Here is a 14,377-nt window from a genome sequence, read left to right on the forward strand (position 1 = left end):
CCCGGGTCAAATGATTACCGAAACGGGTGGGTCAGATAATTAGCGAAATACCTGGGTCAAACCATTTCCGAAATAGGTGGGTCAGGTAATTACCGAAAGGGTGGGTCAGACGGTAGCGAAATATTCAGGCGAGAATAAATCCTACTAACGTAAGGGAAAAAATTTCAAGTCATCAAAGCGATAGACTTGGAAGAGCCATGTTGAGCTTAATTCAATATGTGCGGAATAATACAAGTGAAGGATTAGCGGCTTGCTATAGGAAACCAGATGATAAATTCACTCCCCTTTCCTTGTGCAGTGATCAATTCAATCTTGCCCTTTAAACGATCCACGAGAGTCTTCACGATTGCAAGTCCCAATCCATTAGAAGTTTCTCCGGCTGTGGGACGAGCACTGAGTTTCTTGAATTTTTGAAAGAGTGATTGTCTATCCTTGTCTGAAAAGCCTGGACCTTGATCTTTAATAGATATCCATAGTTGCCCTTCTTTCTTGCCCCCTGAAACATCAATGACAGAATCTTTCGGCGAGAACTTGATAGCGTTGGTGAGAAGGTTGTCAAGAATTCGATTGAGGTAGTCGGCATCAAGCGTTATCTCTTCACTTTCAACTCGCGTGATGTGTAAGTGAATATTTTTAGCCTCCGCTGCAGGTTTGAATGCCGCCACTTTCTCAAATAAAAATTGACTGATATCGAATTTGCTGTGTGTGGGTTCCACATTCTCTTCTAGCATGTGTACATCCAGTAGATCTTTAATCAAATCTAAGCCTGATTGCGTCGCATCATTCATCAGTTTCACGTACATAGTCTGATCTTCGGTCAAGCCCTGCTCCGCCTCCATAATACTGATGATACCCTTGATTCTGTTTAATGGTGATTTTAAGTCATGGGCGACAATACTCATTAACGTATCTTTCTCATGGTTCAAATCAGATAGCTCTTGATTTCTCCTAAACAGTTTTTCATTCTGCTGCACTATTTCAGCGCGTTGATTTTGAATGAACTGATTTTGCTGTGCAAGTTTTTCATTGCTTTCTCGGCGTTTTTTGCTGTTGCGATATTGAGCATAGCCAAGAATACTGATGAATCCGATAACAACAAATAGGATAATATTCTGGAGTTTCTGTTGTTTGATGGTCGATGTATTTTCCGATTCGGTTGCCTTTAATAGATTGTTTTCTTGCTCCTTACGTTGTATCTCAATTTCAAATTGAAGCCGCTCTACCTGTCGCGTTAAATCCAAATCTTTAATGGAGTCTTTTAAAATCAGATATTCATTGTGATTTTTTAATCCTTCACTTCTATTATTCTGCTTGATCATGATTTTCCATAACCAATAGTGCGCCTCCATTTTTGAAGTGAGATCACTTGTTTTGGCAGCCACTGCAATACCCAAGTCTAAAAATCTTTTCGCCGCGCCAAGATCGCCAGATTCCATTTTGATCTGCCCCATCGTTACATACGCGTGTGGGAGAATCTTTAAATTGTTTGTCTTGGTAATGGCGTCAAGTCCTTCAGCACACATTGCTTCAGCCTGCTTAAGCAGACCCTTGTTGAGGTAACTTTCAGCGAGAAACGTTTTGATCTCGGCAAGGTTGATATGATCTCGAATTGCATTTCCGGCAGAATCGGCAAGGAGGAAATATTTAATTGCTTTGTCGTTTTGGTCGATTTCTTGATATAGGCGCCCGAGTTGCGTAAGCGCAGACATGATGTCACGTGTATTGCCAAGGCCGATACGCATGGTATACGCCTTCAGATAATTGCTTTCGGCTTTCGTGAAATCCTTTTGTGATTTGTAAAGGTTAGCAAGGCTTTGATATGTGTAAGCAAGTCCTGACGAATCTCCCAACGCATCGAAGATCGCGAGACATTTAACAAAATGCTCATAGGCTCTGGAGAGAAGCCCTTGTTCGAAAAATAAACGACCTAAATTATTATTCGAATAGGCAATCTGAAGTGAGTCTTGCTGATCTAAGGATGTTTGCAGGGCGCGCTGATAATTTTCAAATGAAAGGATATTGTCACCCTTATAATTGTACGCAACGCCAATGAAGTTTAACGGTTCAGCAAGCTTATTGAGTTTAAGCGAATTGCCGAGTTTGTACGCTTCATTTGCATAATAAATCGTACTATCGGGAAAAGCCCACCGGTATTCCCAGGCAAGATCATCGAGAAGTTCAAATTTCTTTTCACCCTTTGCAATTTTTAGCTGCGACTTAAGGCTGTCAATTAATTTGAGATTCTGTGATTTAGCTGAGAAAGACCAACAAATAAAAATGAAGAAAATGAAAAGGGGCTTATGATTCACGGGTTCGATCTTTCTAACAGTAAGATTGGAATAAACTACCGATTTCCCAAACGGCCGGAGCACAGAAAGGTTTACACCTCTTCTTCGAAATTCAGATCACGACCATAAGTTTCATCAATGAGCGTTAAAGAGAAATATGCAATAACGATCGTTAATAAGCCGACGATTAGTGCGCCGTAAATGATCCCGTTGTTCGTGGCCATCGTATCCGTGGATGAACCGCTAATTAAGTCTCTTAAAAATTTGAATAGTAAGGTTAATGGTATCACAGTTCCGCGTATAAAATTAGGAACGGATGTAGCGACCGTTGCTCGAAGGTTCGTTCCAAATTGTTCTGCAGCAATAGTCACAAAGAGTGCCCAGTATCCGATGCCGATGCCGAGAATAAAACACACGGCGTAAAAGAATGTACTCGTACGGATAGGGAGAAAAAGATAGAGGACAATCAGCAGCATCGTGAATGTGATAAACGCCGCCACAACTTTTTTTCTATTGTGCAGTCGTTGGCTGATAATTCCGCTGGCAAGGTCTCCCACAGTAAGTCCTAGGTAACTAATCATAATCGCTTTCCCTGCTTTAATCGGCTCTTCAATAGATAATGCTTTTGCAAACTCTGGAGAAAACGTGATCAAAATACCAATCACATACCACAAGGGTAGTCCAATGAGGATGCAGCCCGTAAGTTTTCTCAATCTTGTTTTGTTTGTAAATAGTTGAAGGAAATTTCCGCGCTGAATGTCTTTTGTTTTTGCTTTTAAGAATATTCCGGATTCAAAAACACTCACGCGTGTTACCAACAATGCCAGTCCCATACCACCGCCGATGAAATAGCATACGCGCCAATCTTGCCACTCCGAAATAAAATAAGCCAGTACGGCGCCCAGAATTCCAAAGGAGGCAATCACGGTTGTACCGTAGCCCCTAATGTGTTTGGGAAGTGTTTCTGATACGAGCGTGATGCCAGCACCAAGTTCGCCTGCTAAGCCAATACCTGCGATTAATCTAAGTACAGCATATTGATCGACAGTCTGCACAAAACCATTGGCGAAATTTGCTAACGAGTAGAGTAATATAGATCCAAAAAGTACTGATAGTCTTCCTCGCTTATCGCCCATCACGCCCCATAGAATACCTCCAATGAGTAATCCTGCCATTTGTATGCGAAGAAGATACTCTCCCTGTTCGAAGAGTTGTTCATCAGGAACTCCCAGTGCTTTTAAGCTTTTTACACGGACAACGCCGAAAAGAAGTAAATCGTAGATATCGACAAAATATCCGAGTGCTGCCACAACAACGGGCAGGCTGAATAATTTTTTTAGGTCATCACGTTGCATGGAGAGCAATGGTCGATGAGTTATAACTTAATAATATTTCGGCTCACAAGAAGCCACGCGAGCGCACCGAGTATCGGAAAGAAGACAACAGCCAACACCCACAGAATTTTCTTTTCACTATCTCGGTTTGAATTAACAATATCAACGATTGTGACGATCATCACAACCAATACCAATAAACCAATGATCCTTCCCATAGTGCTTTAGTTTGATTCTAGAATTCTGAACAGTTCATCAAGATTTGGTGTGATGATAATTTCTGTTCTTCTGTTTTTCTGTCTGTTTTGAGGCGTGTCATTCAATGATAACGGCATAAATTCTCCTTTGCCGGAAGCCGTAACCTGAGTAGGCGAAACACCTGCTTTTGTAAGAATCTTCGTTATCGACGTAGCGCGCATCACACTTAGATCCCAATTGTCCTGCATGTATGTCGACTTCTTCGATACCGGAACATTGTCGGTATGACCTTCCACCATGATGTTGATGTCTTTTTGATCTTTGACTGCTTTTGCTAGCTGCTGAAGTGCCGTTACCCCTTTGGAATCAACTTCAATACTTCCTGACCCAAAAAGTAATTGCTCGGCAAGTGACACATATACTTTTCCATTCTTAACCTTTACCGTGATGTCGTTTTCTTTAAAATTCAGCAATGCGTTGCTAATCCGGTTTTTTAGATCTTGCACAACTTTATCCTTATTAGCAAGTACTTGCTCTAGCTCTTGAACTTTTCGCTCTCTTTCCGCAAGGCTAACACTCAATGAGTCGTTTTCTTTTCTGGTCTTCTCAAGACTTTGTTGTATGGCAAGAAGTTGTTCTTGCTGTGTTGATAAGTCGCGATTCAGCTTTCCGCTATTACTTACCAGATTTTTATAATTGCTATTGAGTTGTTGATGCTCCTTTTCGAGTGCTGCTAGCCGTGCATTGTTTAAACGTTTTTGACTTCCCAGTGCACTCGTGTCGCTCTTAAGGGTCGACAAAAGTTTTTGTAAACTGTCGATTGAAGCATTTGATGTTTCAAGCTGAGCGGTTCTATCCTGCAGATCGGCTTCGAGTCTTACTTTTTGAGCAAGGAGGTCATCGTATTTTTTCTTGGTTACGATACAAGATGACAATAGCAGGAGTGGGCAAAAAATAATGATTAATCGTAATCGCGCCATAATTCGGGTTTAACAATCCTACAATATTATGGATTAAAAATTAACATTCAGCAGTAATCAAACGGTTGTTTCCTGTGGATATATGGTTTGAAACGTTAGATTGCGACCACATCAAACTAACCAATTTAATATGGAAGGCATGTTGAAACCTGGAAGTCTAAAAGATAAAACCATCATTATCACTGGCGGTGGAACAGGACTTGGTCGATCTATGGGAAAATATTTTCTTGAACTTGGCGCCAATCTTGTTATTACAAGTAGAAAGAAAGATGTACTTGACAAGTCCGCCGAGGAATTGATGAAAGAAACTGGTGGTAAGGTATTGGCAGTAGCCTGTGATGTGCGTAAGTATGAAGAGATTGAAAATGTAATTAAGGTGACTGCGTCGACATTCGGACCAATTCATGGTGTACTCAACAATGCAGCTGGAAATTTTATTAGTCCTACAGAAAGACTTTCTCACCGTGCTTTCGATATTATCGTTGATATTGTTTTGAAAGGCACTTACTATACAACACTTGCCGCTGGTAAACATTGGATCACTAATAAACAACCTGGTGTGTTTCTCAATATCGTGACGACATATGCTTGGACTGGATCTGGCTATGTTGTACCATCTGCTTGCAGCAAAGCCGGCGTGTTGGCGTTGACGAGATCATTGGCCGTTGAATGGGCGAAATATAAAATTAGAAGCAATGCCATCGCTCCTGGACCTTTCCCGACGGAGGGCGCTTGGAGTAGACTCCTTCCTGGTGAGTTAGCTAGTAAATTTGATCCAGCGCAACGTGTTCCATTGAAGCGTGTCGGTGAACACCAGGAGCTTGCTAACCTCGCTGCTTATTTGATGTCGGATTATAGTGCTTATGTAAACGGTGAAGTTATTACCATCGATGGTGGTGAATGGCTGCGAAGTGGTGGGGAGTTTAGTGATCTCGAACATATTCCAGAACACATGTGGGATATGCTGGAAAAATCTAGAGGTAAGTAACGATCGGTAGCGTGTTACAGTCTTGGTTTGAAAAAAAAATAAACGAAAGGAAGGAGAATCTTCTTTTGCGAAAGCTCACGGTTTCGGAGGGGCTCATTGATTTTACGTCGAATGATTATCTCGGTCTGGCAAGGTCCGAAGAGCTTTCAAGGCAGATCGTGCTACGAATGAGAGATCTTGGCGTCCATTCGAATGGCGCTACAGGTTCACGGCTGCTGTCGGGAAACGATGCATACACTCAAACTGTTGAACGGAAACTCGCAAGAATATTTAAAGCCGAAGCCGCACTGATATTTAACTCCGGATACGCTGCGAACCTTGCGGTGCTTTCATCACTTCCACAACGCGGCGATACAATACTTTACGACGAATTATCTCACGCGTGCATCAAGGATGGTGCACGATTAAGTTTGGCAAGTCGCTTTAGTTTTCGGCACAACGATCTCGACGATCTTGAACAGAAAATAAGAAGAGCTAAAGGGCGAGTCTTTGTTGTCGTGGAATCGATTTATTCAATGGATGGCGATGAATGTCCATTGATTCAATTAACAACTTTGGCAAACGGATACGGTGCTTCGCTAATTATTGACGAGGCTCATAGCACCGGCATTGTGGGAGAAAGTGGCAACGGGTTAAGTGTATCGATTGGTGTTCACGAACAATTTGCAGCACGTGTTTATACTTTCGGAAAAGCCATGGGAATTCACGGCGCTGTTGTCGTAGGATCTCAATTGTTGATCGACTATCTCATTAATTTTTCGCGCCCGTTTATTTACACAACAGCATTGCCGCCACACAGTGTCGTCGCCATCGAATGTGCCTTCGATTTTCTCTCGAAAAATATCGCATTGCAAGATGCATTACGAAATAAAATCAATCTTTTTTGCGAACAAGTTGCAAGCGTCGACAACCGGACAGACAGTAAAAGTCCGATACAAACTGCACTTTATCCTGGCAATGAAAATGTAAAGAGAGCAGCTCAGAAAGTTCAAGCGCAAAACTTCGACGTTCGTCCGATTCTCTCGCCAACGGTACCGGTAAACGCTGAGCGTCTTCGTATATGTCTCCATACTTTTAACACCGATGATGATATCGTGGCGCTGGCTTCATTATTAAAGTCCATGAATGGCCTGGTGTAAATTATTCCATTAACTTTCCGTCATGAATTATTTTGTAACAGGGATTGATACCGACAGCGGAAAGACATTGGCCTCAGCAATACTTTGTGAAGCACTCGAAGCGGACTATTGGAAACCCGTACAAGCAGGGTTGCCTCGCGATAATCAAACGGTGAAGAATCTGATCACAAATACCACAACAGAAATATATCCAGAGACATATCTGCTTAAGGCACCAGCATCTCCGCATGCCTCTGCCAAGAAGGAGGGTATTACGATTCAACTTAATGAGTTTAAACTACCTTCCAGTAAAAATAAAAATCTTGTGATTGAAGGTGCGGGTGGATGTCTAGTACCGTTAAATGATAAAGACGTCGTTATCGACTTGGTGAAAATTTTCGATGCGCAAGTAGTACTCGTAGCCGATCTTTATTTAGGAAGTATCAATCACACTTTACTCACTGTTGAAGCTTTGCAAAACAGAAATATTAAAGTGAAAGGAATTATCTTTAATGGCGAATCAAATCCTGAGAGCGAAAGGATCATACTACTTAAGTCGGGCCTGAAATGTATTTTACGCATCGATCAAGAGCGACACATTCATCCGGGAATTGTAAAGCAGTATGCTAAAACATTGATTGCCCATTGGAATGATTGATTTTCAAGCGGAAGATAAAAAGAACATATGGCATCCGTTCACGCCACTTATCGGTGCGCCTGATCCAATTCTTGTCGAACGTGCTGAAGCAGAATATTTGTATACGCCTAGTGGACGGAAAATTATTGATGCCGTTTCTTCTTGGTGGGTGAATTTACACGGTCATTCTAATGCCGTGATTGCGGCAGCCATTGCTAAGCAGGCCACTACTTTAGAACATGTGATTTTCGCAGGCTTTACCCATCCCCCAGCAATAGAGCTTTCAAAAAATCTCCTATCGATTCTTCCATCGAATCAGAAAAAAATTTTCTTTTCTGATAATGGCAGCACCGCTGTTGAGGTTGCTATTAAGATGGCGCTACAATACTGGTACAACCTGCGGCACAGAAAAATTAATATCATTGCGATCGACGGAGCCTATCACGGTGATACTTTTGGATCGATGTCCGTTGGTGAACGTGGCATGTTCACGGCACCATTTCAAAGTCGTCTTTTTGATGTTCATTTTATTCCTTACCCGACGAAAGGAACAGAGGCAGCGGTGTTAAAGCAATTCAAAAAACTGATTGATGATTCCGCAGCCGGTATTTTTATTTACGAGCCGCTAGTACAAGGCGCTGCAGGCATGCGTATGTATTCGTCGGAATTACTCGATGAACTCATCAAGGAAGCAAAAGCGCGTAAGGTAATTTGTATCGCGGACGAAGTATTTACGGGCTTTGGGAGAACGGGAAAATTATTCGCATCACTTCACGGTAGTCAGCTACCGGATATAATGGCGGTGTCGAAAGGGATCACCGGAGGAGCAATGCCATTAGGGGTAACCAGTTGTTCTGAAGAAATCCTTTCACCTTTCGAAACGGATGATTTCATGAAAACATTTTTTCATGGTCATTCCTATACCGCTAATCCTCTTGCTTGTGCTGCGGCCAATGCAAGTTTTCAGCTGCTAACAAGTGAGTCCTGTCGGCAGGCCATACAATTCATCACCGAAAGTCATGAAGCATTCAAGGCTAGCGTCGCGACACATCCTGCGATTTACGAAGTGCGGTCATTGGGAACCATCCTCGCAATCGAACTGAAAAGTGTTGATGGTTCAAGCTATGCCAATCCAATTCGCAAAAAGATATACGATTTCTTTATCGAACGTGACGTGTTGTTGCGTCCCCTGGGAAATACAATTTATGTATTGCCTCCTTATGTAATGTCAAAACAAGCACTTGATCGAACCTACGATGTTATTCGTGAATTTTTGTCTGCGATCTGACCATTCTACAAAGGCATAATCGATAGCGATTTTCCTTCAATCGCGAACACTTTTGGTTTGTCTGTTCTCGATGGACGCACAATAATCGATCGGCTCTCAATTGGAACATTGGTTAACAAATTTCCCTTCGTATCATAGACAAAAGAAAGGTCTTGCGTCTTGTCCGTTAAGGTGATGTATTCTTTACCTCCGCCAAATGTGTAGAGCTTAACGTCTACGGCGTTGTTGCCAATAAAATCGGCTGATAAAACTTCGTGAAGATTCTCATCAAGCACCGTGAGACGTCGAGAATCTTGACGGACGATAACATAATTGCGATCGTTTTTATCGCGAATAAGCTTGAACACTGCATCAGGTGAAGTCTTAATTAACGATTCACGACTCAAGATTTTTCCTTCTAGATTAAACTTGATGCGTAAACCGTCACGTGATACGACAACGAAGCTTGTTGTCGCGGTGGAATTTCCGGTTTCCAAATAATAGTCGCCACTGAATCGTGCATCGAGATTCAACGGGAAGTTTTTTAGTGTTTCACCCCGTCTATTCATTAACAGCGCAGTTCCATCTTCACGAACGGCAATCAAATAATCTTTTCCGCGAATTCTGTGGTGGTGTGCTGCTGTCGATAATTTTCCACCGACCGCTTTAGGTTGCCAACCCTCCAGGTTTTCTCCCCCTTTATCATGCATCCATAATTTTCCGGATTTGCCTGAGATTAAAAACCTATATTTTTTACTGTGGTCATAATCGACAATACTTAAAAAATCCGGATCATTTTCTTTTATCGTGAGCGGGAATGGGCTTACATAATTCCCCAGCCTGTCAATCAGATGTAATTGGCCGGCTGTGGCAAAAAGAACTTGTAGTTTGCCGTTGTTGAAATAATCGATTTGTGAAATGTCACCTTGAATAGGCTTGTTTACGTCAACACTCCATAGAACTTTTCCATCATCGCCAACGAGGCTTACCGTATTGCTAGAATCTTGAATGAACACATCATCTTTCTTTGTGCTGTGATTTTGCACGACAAAAAATCTCGAGATACTCTCACTGAAGTTTGTGAGGTACTTGTTTGTTTTATTACGGTCTTTATTGTCTTTTTTATCATTCTTATCGTTTGTGACTGCTGCGCTTGCTGATTCATCAAAAGACCAAATCGCGTTTGTGTAGTAGCTATTGTTCAAGTGGCTTAGTTGTACAGCACCCATACCGAGTGCATCGAGCGACTCTTGATGTTCTTTTACAAACCGTGCCCACTTCGGATGAAGTGAGTGCGTTAAAATATTCCAAGCCATCGGCGTGTTCAAATACAAGCTGATGTTGGCTTCAAGTAAAGTAGATTCTAAGAATTTGTTTTGAGCCACCGATTTACCCCATGTATTTTCTTGGTCGATGTCATCAAGGAATTCTTTTAGCTCATCAAGATTTTGGGCCATCACAATGATATTGCCCGTGCGTGTGTAAAAACAGTTTGGGAAATCTGTGACCAATGGCCAAAGGATTTTCTCTGCAAAATTAACCACAGGTACTTCCCTGATTTCGTAGTCTGAATATGTTTCCGCAAAGATCGTATCGACACTCGTTTTTTCTGCGATCGTGTTAAGTGACTGTATCCATTGATCGCCGTTCGATGTTTCGAGCAAAAGAACCTTCGACAATGTTTCGTCTTTCGATTCAAGAAAACATACGCCAATCTCCTTTCCTATACTGCTGTAGAGGTTCTCTACTTTCACGCCAGTCATGTTATTCACATAGGCAATGGAATCTTTAAACTTTGGCTTTTTACGCGCCGCGAATTTCTGAAGTGCATCGCCGAATTTTGTACCATCACTGATACCATAACTCATGAACATCACCGACCTATTTGACACAACTGTCTTCAAATTGAAAGGAACCGGAACTTGATTGGTAAAGATGGACAACAGGAATCGTTGGTCAGCGCTATCCAAGCTGAGTCCGTTCAAGACAAGGCTTTCAGGTGTACTCTTGATGTCTAACAACGAAGATTGGCCAAGGTATTTGATAAGGTCCGGAGATTCTGTCGTAAACGAGCTTAGCCACTGTCCAAATTTTTTGATGTTCACATAAAGATTGCCGGCATCCGATTTAACTGGCGCGAGTTGATAAGCAGCGGCAATATCGTTTTTGAATGGAGAGCCATCGTCCGCTGCATATGTTCTGATTACATCTTCAATTAAGAATGGCGTAAAACTTCCTACCCACACCTGATCTATCAATGACCATGAAAATATTTGTTTGTGAAGCGAAAGCTCATAGATCTTAATACCATTGAATTCGCGTTCGGATACTTTTAACTTACTCCAAGCTTCCGGAACAGCGGCTGATTTTCCTGCGGGTATGTAAAAAATGAAATCAAAGTCGTCTTTACGAGTAGTGTGCGCAGAGATTAATTTTCCCGTACGATTCGCATTCAGAACGTCGAATATTGTAGACAATGAATCCGCTGGCTTCTCGTAAAAGGCAGCTTTGCGTAGTATCGACCACATCGAAGTTTGCTGGAGTTGTTCTACACACGATTTGCAGTCGTTAGTCTCATAGACAAACACAGATGAAGCCGGAACAAGGTCCCACGGTGACATGGGGGCTCTTCTGATCAGGTACTCATAAAGGAAAAAGCTCCCAGCAGCGAGTGCTACCAGGCCTAAAGTAAGTAACAGGGGAAGTCTTTTCACGCTATTGGATTAATAGTATTCACCAAATAAAAGGTAAATATAATTTTGCTGGGGAAATATTCTTTCATCGACGGTTAAACCTTCTGTTCTGAAGCGAGTCAAAGGGACGTAAATGTTAGAAACATGAAAAATATTAGGGTGATAATGGCTATTGCCATGCTACTATGCACAATGACGGTGTTGGCACAAAGTACCGAGACGCCGGTAATCGACCAAAGACAGAAAGTACAACGAGCACGAATCCGTAGCGGTGCTGCAAGTGGGGAGCTAACGCGTCGGGAAACCGTTAAAGCTAGAAGCGACCAGCGAAGAATTAGAAGGACGGAGCGCCGGGCTAAGGCCGACGGTGAAATGACAACCGAAGAACGTGCCCGCATACAGCGCAAACAAAATAAAGCTAGCAGAAGCTTGCGCAGAAATAAGCAAGATGATCAGCAAAGACCGGGTACTAATTAGTTAGCGATAGTTGGGGTTCGCTGGCCTTCCCGAATTTTCAGGAAGGCATTTTTTTTATCAGACTTTAGCAAGGGCCCGCTCTAGGTCAGCGATCAGGTCTTCACCATCTTCTACACCAATACTTAGACGGATTAGTGAATCCACCAAACCGCTCTTCAGACGTTCTTCTTTTGGAATACTGGCGTGCGTCATGGATGCTGGATGGTTTATCAGTGACTCAACACCACCAAGCGATTCAGCCAGTGAAAACAATTCCATTGACTCCATCAACTTGATAGCTTGGTCAAGATTATCGCCTTTTAATGTGAACGATAACATCCCTCCAAAATCGCGCATCTGTTTCTTGGCGATAGCATGGTTGGGGTGATCTGAAAAACCAGGCCAATATACTTTTCCAATCTTCGGATGCTGCTTGAGATACTCCGCTATTTTACGTCCGTTGAGGCAATGTCTTTCCATCCGCAAATGCAACGTCTTAATTCCCCTGAGCACAAGAAAGGAATCTTGTGGTCCAGGAACGGCGCCACAGGAATTATGAATGAATGCTAATTCTTGATAGAGCTTTTCATCATTGATTACCAATGCACCCATCACAACATCAGAATGACCGCCAAGATACTTTGTGACAGAATGCATTACGATGTCTGCTCCAAGGTCTAATGGATTTTGTAAATATGGTGAAGCGAAAGTGTTATCGACGGCCACCCAAGCCTTACATTGTTTTGCAAGGTCGACACAAGCCTTAATATCGACGATATTCATTAATGGATTCGTGGGTGTTTCAATCCAAAATAATTTTGTTTTATCGTTGATATATGATTTTGCGTTGTTGACGTCTGTTAAATCAATGAAGTGGAATTTGATCCCGTACTTTTCGAAGACACGACGAAACATGCGATAAGAACCACCGTAAAGATCGTTGCTGGTAATCACTTCGTCACCGGGGTTGAGCAATTTTATGACGGCATCTGTTGCGCCCATCCCTGATGAAAAACATAATGCAAATTTTCCGTTTTCGAGGGCTGCGATACTTTTTTGTAAAGCGTTTCTTGTAGGATTTGCACCACGGGCGTAAGCATATCCCTTGTGTTTGGCTGGCGACTCTTGAACATACGTTGAAGTCTGATAAATGGGAGTCATGATCGCACCTGTCGATGGGTCCGGTTCAACACCGGCATGGACAGCCTTCGTTCCAAATTTCATATGTCGTGATTTAAGGGAGCAAATTAAAGTTTAAAGCAGAAAGCGCAAAGCTCCAAAGCAATGCAAGAAGCAATAGAGGTGGTTAGCGTGTTAAGCTTGCGACTGAATCAATTCAGCCTTTCGCGCGCCAGTAGTCGCGTATAGCATCCTTCCAACGTGAGCCGTTCTTGAGATAGAGAATAGTATTGATAAGTACTTTGTCTTCAGCTTGCGATACACCTTCTTCGCTATCGGCTGCTTGTAGAACAAGGTCGTAAACTTTTTTGCGGAAACTAGTGCCTTCTTTTTGCGCAAGCGTTTCGAGGTCTTCGAGGATTTTTTCGAGTGAGAGCTCTTGCGTTGGCTGCTTTGCTACTGATGCAGCGGCAGCTTCGGTAATTTCAGCAACAACTTCTTTCGGTTCAATCACCGGCTTTTCTTGCTCCGATGTCGGTTTCTGTTTTTCAACTTTTTCGCTGAGCGGCGTTGGCGGAACGATTGTTGCCGCTTGTTGCTTCAAGAATTCGTCGAGATCTTTTAAGGTGTTCTTCTTCTTACTCATGCGAGGTATTGCAAAATAGCTTGTGCGATCGGCTGATATTCTTTCTCAGCTTCCAACGTACTGAAATTTACGAAAAGATTTTTTTGCGGAACGATCACTGGTAGAATAATCGCGTCGAGATTCTTCAAACTTTCGCGTACCGTATAAACATTGGTTTGACTGTGAATACGATTAGGAAGAACAATGATCTTCAGTTTTGGATTAAGGTCGCGGGCAGGAGCAAGATCCGTGACGGTTTGGTACGTTACCAACAGATCATTTTGCGTCAAGCTTGTGGGAACAACCACGGCGTCGCTCGCGAGACATAGTTTTTTTATTCCTTCATCTGTGGTTTTCCCGGCGCTATCAACGATGATGAAATCTATTTTTTTATTCTCTTTCAATTTGACCAATTCATCCGCTACGTCATGGTCTTTGGATCCTAGAATTTCAAAGCCAGTGACGTCTTTTGCTTTGAACTGCTCCATTTTTCGAAGCGTATGAAGAGTGTAGTTCTCATCCGTTTCCACAAGTAAAACACGCTTGCCCATGGTGGTCAATGTTGTTGCAAGGTTGATGGCGTTGGTTGTTTTTCCTGTACCACCTTTACGACTAATGAAGGAGATTATCTTCGACATATTCCTATAAAATTAAGAACAACCACCAGAAAATCA

General features: G+C 42.4%; 12 protein-coding genes. 4 read left to right on the forward strand and 8 right to left on the reverse strand.

Annotated elements, in window-relative coordinates; all coding sequences use genetic code 11:
* Positions 1-242: 242 nt before the first annotated feature.
* From DQQ10_RS24245 to DQQ10_RS24260, 4 genes are all read right to left on the reverse strand, one after another.
* Positions 243-2,309, reverse strand: coding sequence for a tetratricopeptide repeat-containing sensor histidine kinase (locus DQQ10_RS24245; protein ID WP_165824102.1), 2,067 nt, complete (start codon positions 2,307-2,309; stop codon positions 243-245).
* Between the two features lie 71 nt (positions 2,310-2,380).
* Positions 2,381-3,643 carry an MFS transporter gene (locus DQQ10_RS24250; RefSeq protein ID WP_112749535.1) on the reverse strand — a complete coding sequence of 421 codons (1,263 nt, stop codon included), beginning with the start codon at positions 3,641-3,643 and terminating at the stop codon, positions 2,381-2,383.
* 20 nt (positions 3,644-3,663) lie between these two features.
* Positions 3,664-3,840, reverse strand: a complete 177-nt coding sequence (locus DQQ10_RS24255; RefSeq protein ID WP_112749536.1) for a PLDc N-terminal domain-containing protein — start codon at positions 3,838-3,840, stop codon at positions 3,664-3,666.
* Between the two features lie 6 nt (positions 3,841-3,846).
* Positions 3,847-4,800 carry an OmpA family protein gene (locus DQQ10_RS24260; RefSeq protein WP_112749537.1) on the reverse strand — a complete coding sequence of 318 codons (954 nt, stop codon included), beginning with the start codon at positions 4,798-4,800 and terminating at the stop codon, positions 3,847-3,849.
* 130 nt (positions 4,801-4,930) lie between these two features.
* Between DQQ10_RS24260 and DQQ10_RS24265 the strand changes: the two genes are divergently transcribed.
* Genes DQQ10_RS24265 through bioA form a run of 4 tightly spaced genes read left to right on the forward strand, consistent with a single transcriptional unit; the run spans position 4,931 to position 8,831 of the window.
* Positions 4,931-5,788 carry an SDR family oxidoreductase gene (locus DQQ10_RS24265; protein WP_221409786.1) on the forward strand — a complete coding sequence of 286 codons (858 nt, stop codon included), beginning with the start codon at positions 4,931-4,933 and terminating at the stop codon, positions 5,786-5,788.
* An 11-nt stretch (positions 5,789-5,799) separates the two neighbouring features.
* Entirely contained in the window at positions 5,800-6,927 is a 1,128-nt protein-coding gene (locus DQQ10_RS24270; protein ID WP_112749538.1) for an aminotransferase class I/II-fold pyridoxal phosphate-dependent enzyme, read from the forward strand.
* Between the two features lie 22 nt (positions 6,928-6,949).
* On the forward strand, positions 6,950-7,564 hold the full coding sequence (bioD, locus tag DQQ10_RS24275) for a dethiobiotin synthase (RefSeq protein ID WP_112749539.1): 615 nt from the start codon (positions 6,950-6,952) through the stop codon (positions 7,562-7,564).
* Positions 7,557-8,831, forward strand: coding sequence for an adenosylmethionine--8-amino-7-oxononanoate transaminase (bioA, locus tag DQQ10_RS24280; RefSeq protein WP_112749540.1), 1,275 nt, complete (start codon positions 7,557-7,559; stop codon positions 8,829-8,831). The genes bioD and bioA overlap by 8 nt, the downstream gene beginning before the upstream one ends.
* A gap of 5 nt (positions 8,832-8,836) precedes the next feature.
* Here bioA and DQQ10_RS24285 read toward each other — a convergent pair whose 3' ends face one another.
* The 4 genes from DQQ10_RS24285 to DQQ10_RS24305 all read right to left on the reverse strand — a co-directional run bounded on the left by DQQ10_RS24285 (position 8,837) and on the right by DQQ10_RS24305 (position 14,341).
* A complete protein-coding gene (locus DQQ10_RS24285) occupies positions 8,837-11,524 on the reverse strand; it encodes a hypothetical protein (protein WP_133259752.1) in 2,688 nt (895 codons plus the stop codon).
* A gap of 513 nt (positions 11,525-12,037) precedes the next feature.
* On the reverse strand, positions 12,038-13,183 hold the full coding sequence (locus DQQ10_RS24295; RefSeq protein ID WP_112749543.1) for a cystathionine gamma-synthase: 1,146 nt from the start codon (positions 13,181-13,183) through the stop codon (positions 12,038-12,040).
* A gap of 112 nt (positions 13,184-13,295) precedes the next feature.
* Positions 13,296-13,724, reverse strand: coding sequence for a hypothetical protein (locus DQQ10_RS24300; protein ID WP_112749544.1), 429 nt, complete (start codon positions 13,722-13,724; stop codon positions 13,296-13,298).
* Positions 13,721-14,341: a ParA family protein gene (locus DQQ10_RS24305; protein WP_112749545.1), complete on the reverse strand. Its 621-nt coding sequence runs from the start codon at positions 14,339-14,341 to the stop codon at positions 13,721-13,723. Before DQQ10_RS24305 ends, DQQ10_RS24300 begins: the two co-directional genes overlap by 4 nt.
* Between the last annotated feature and the right edge of the window lie 36 nt (positions 14,342-14,377).

The organism is Pseudochryseolinea flava (genome assembly GCF_003286915.1).
In the GTDB taxonomy this organism is placed as follows: Bacteria; Bacteroidota; Bacteroidia; order Cytophagales; family Cyclobacteriaceae; genus Ohtaekwangia; species Ohtaekwangia flava.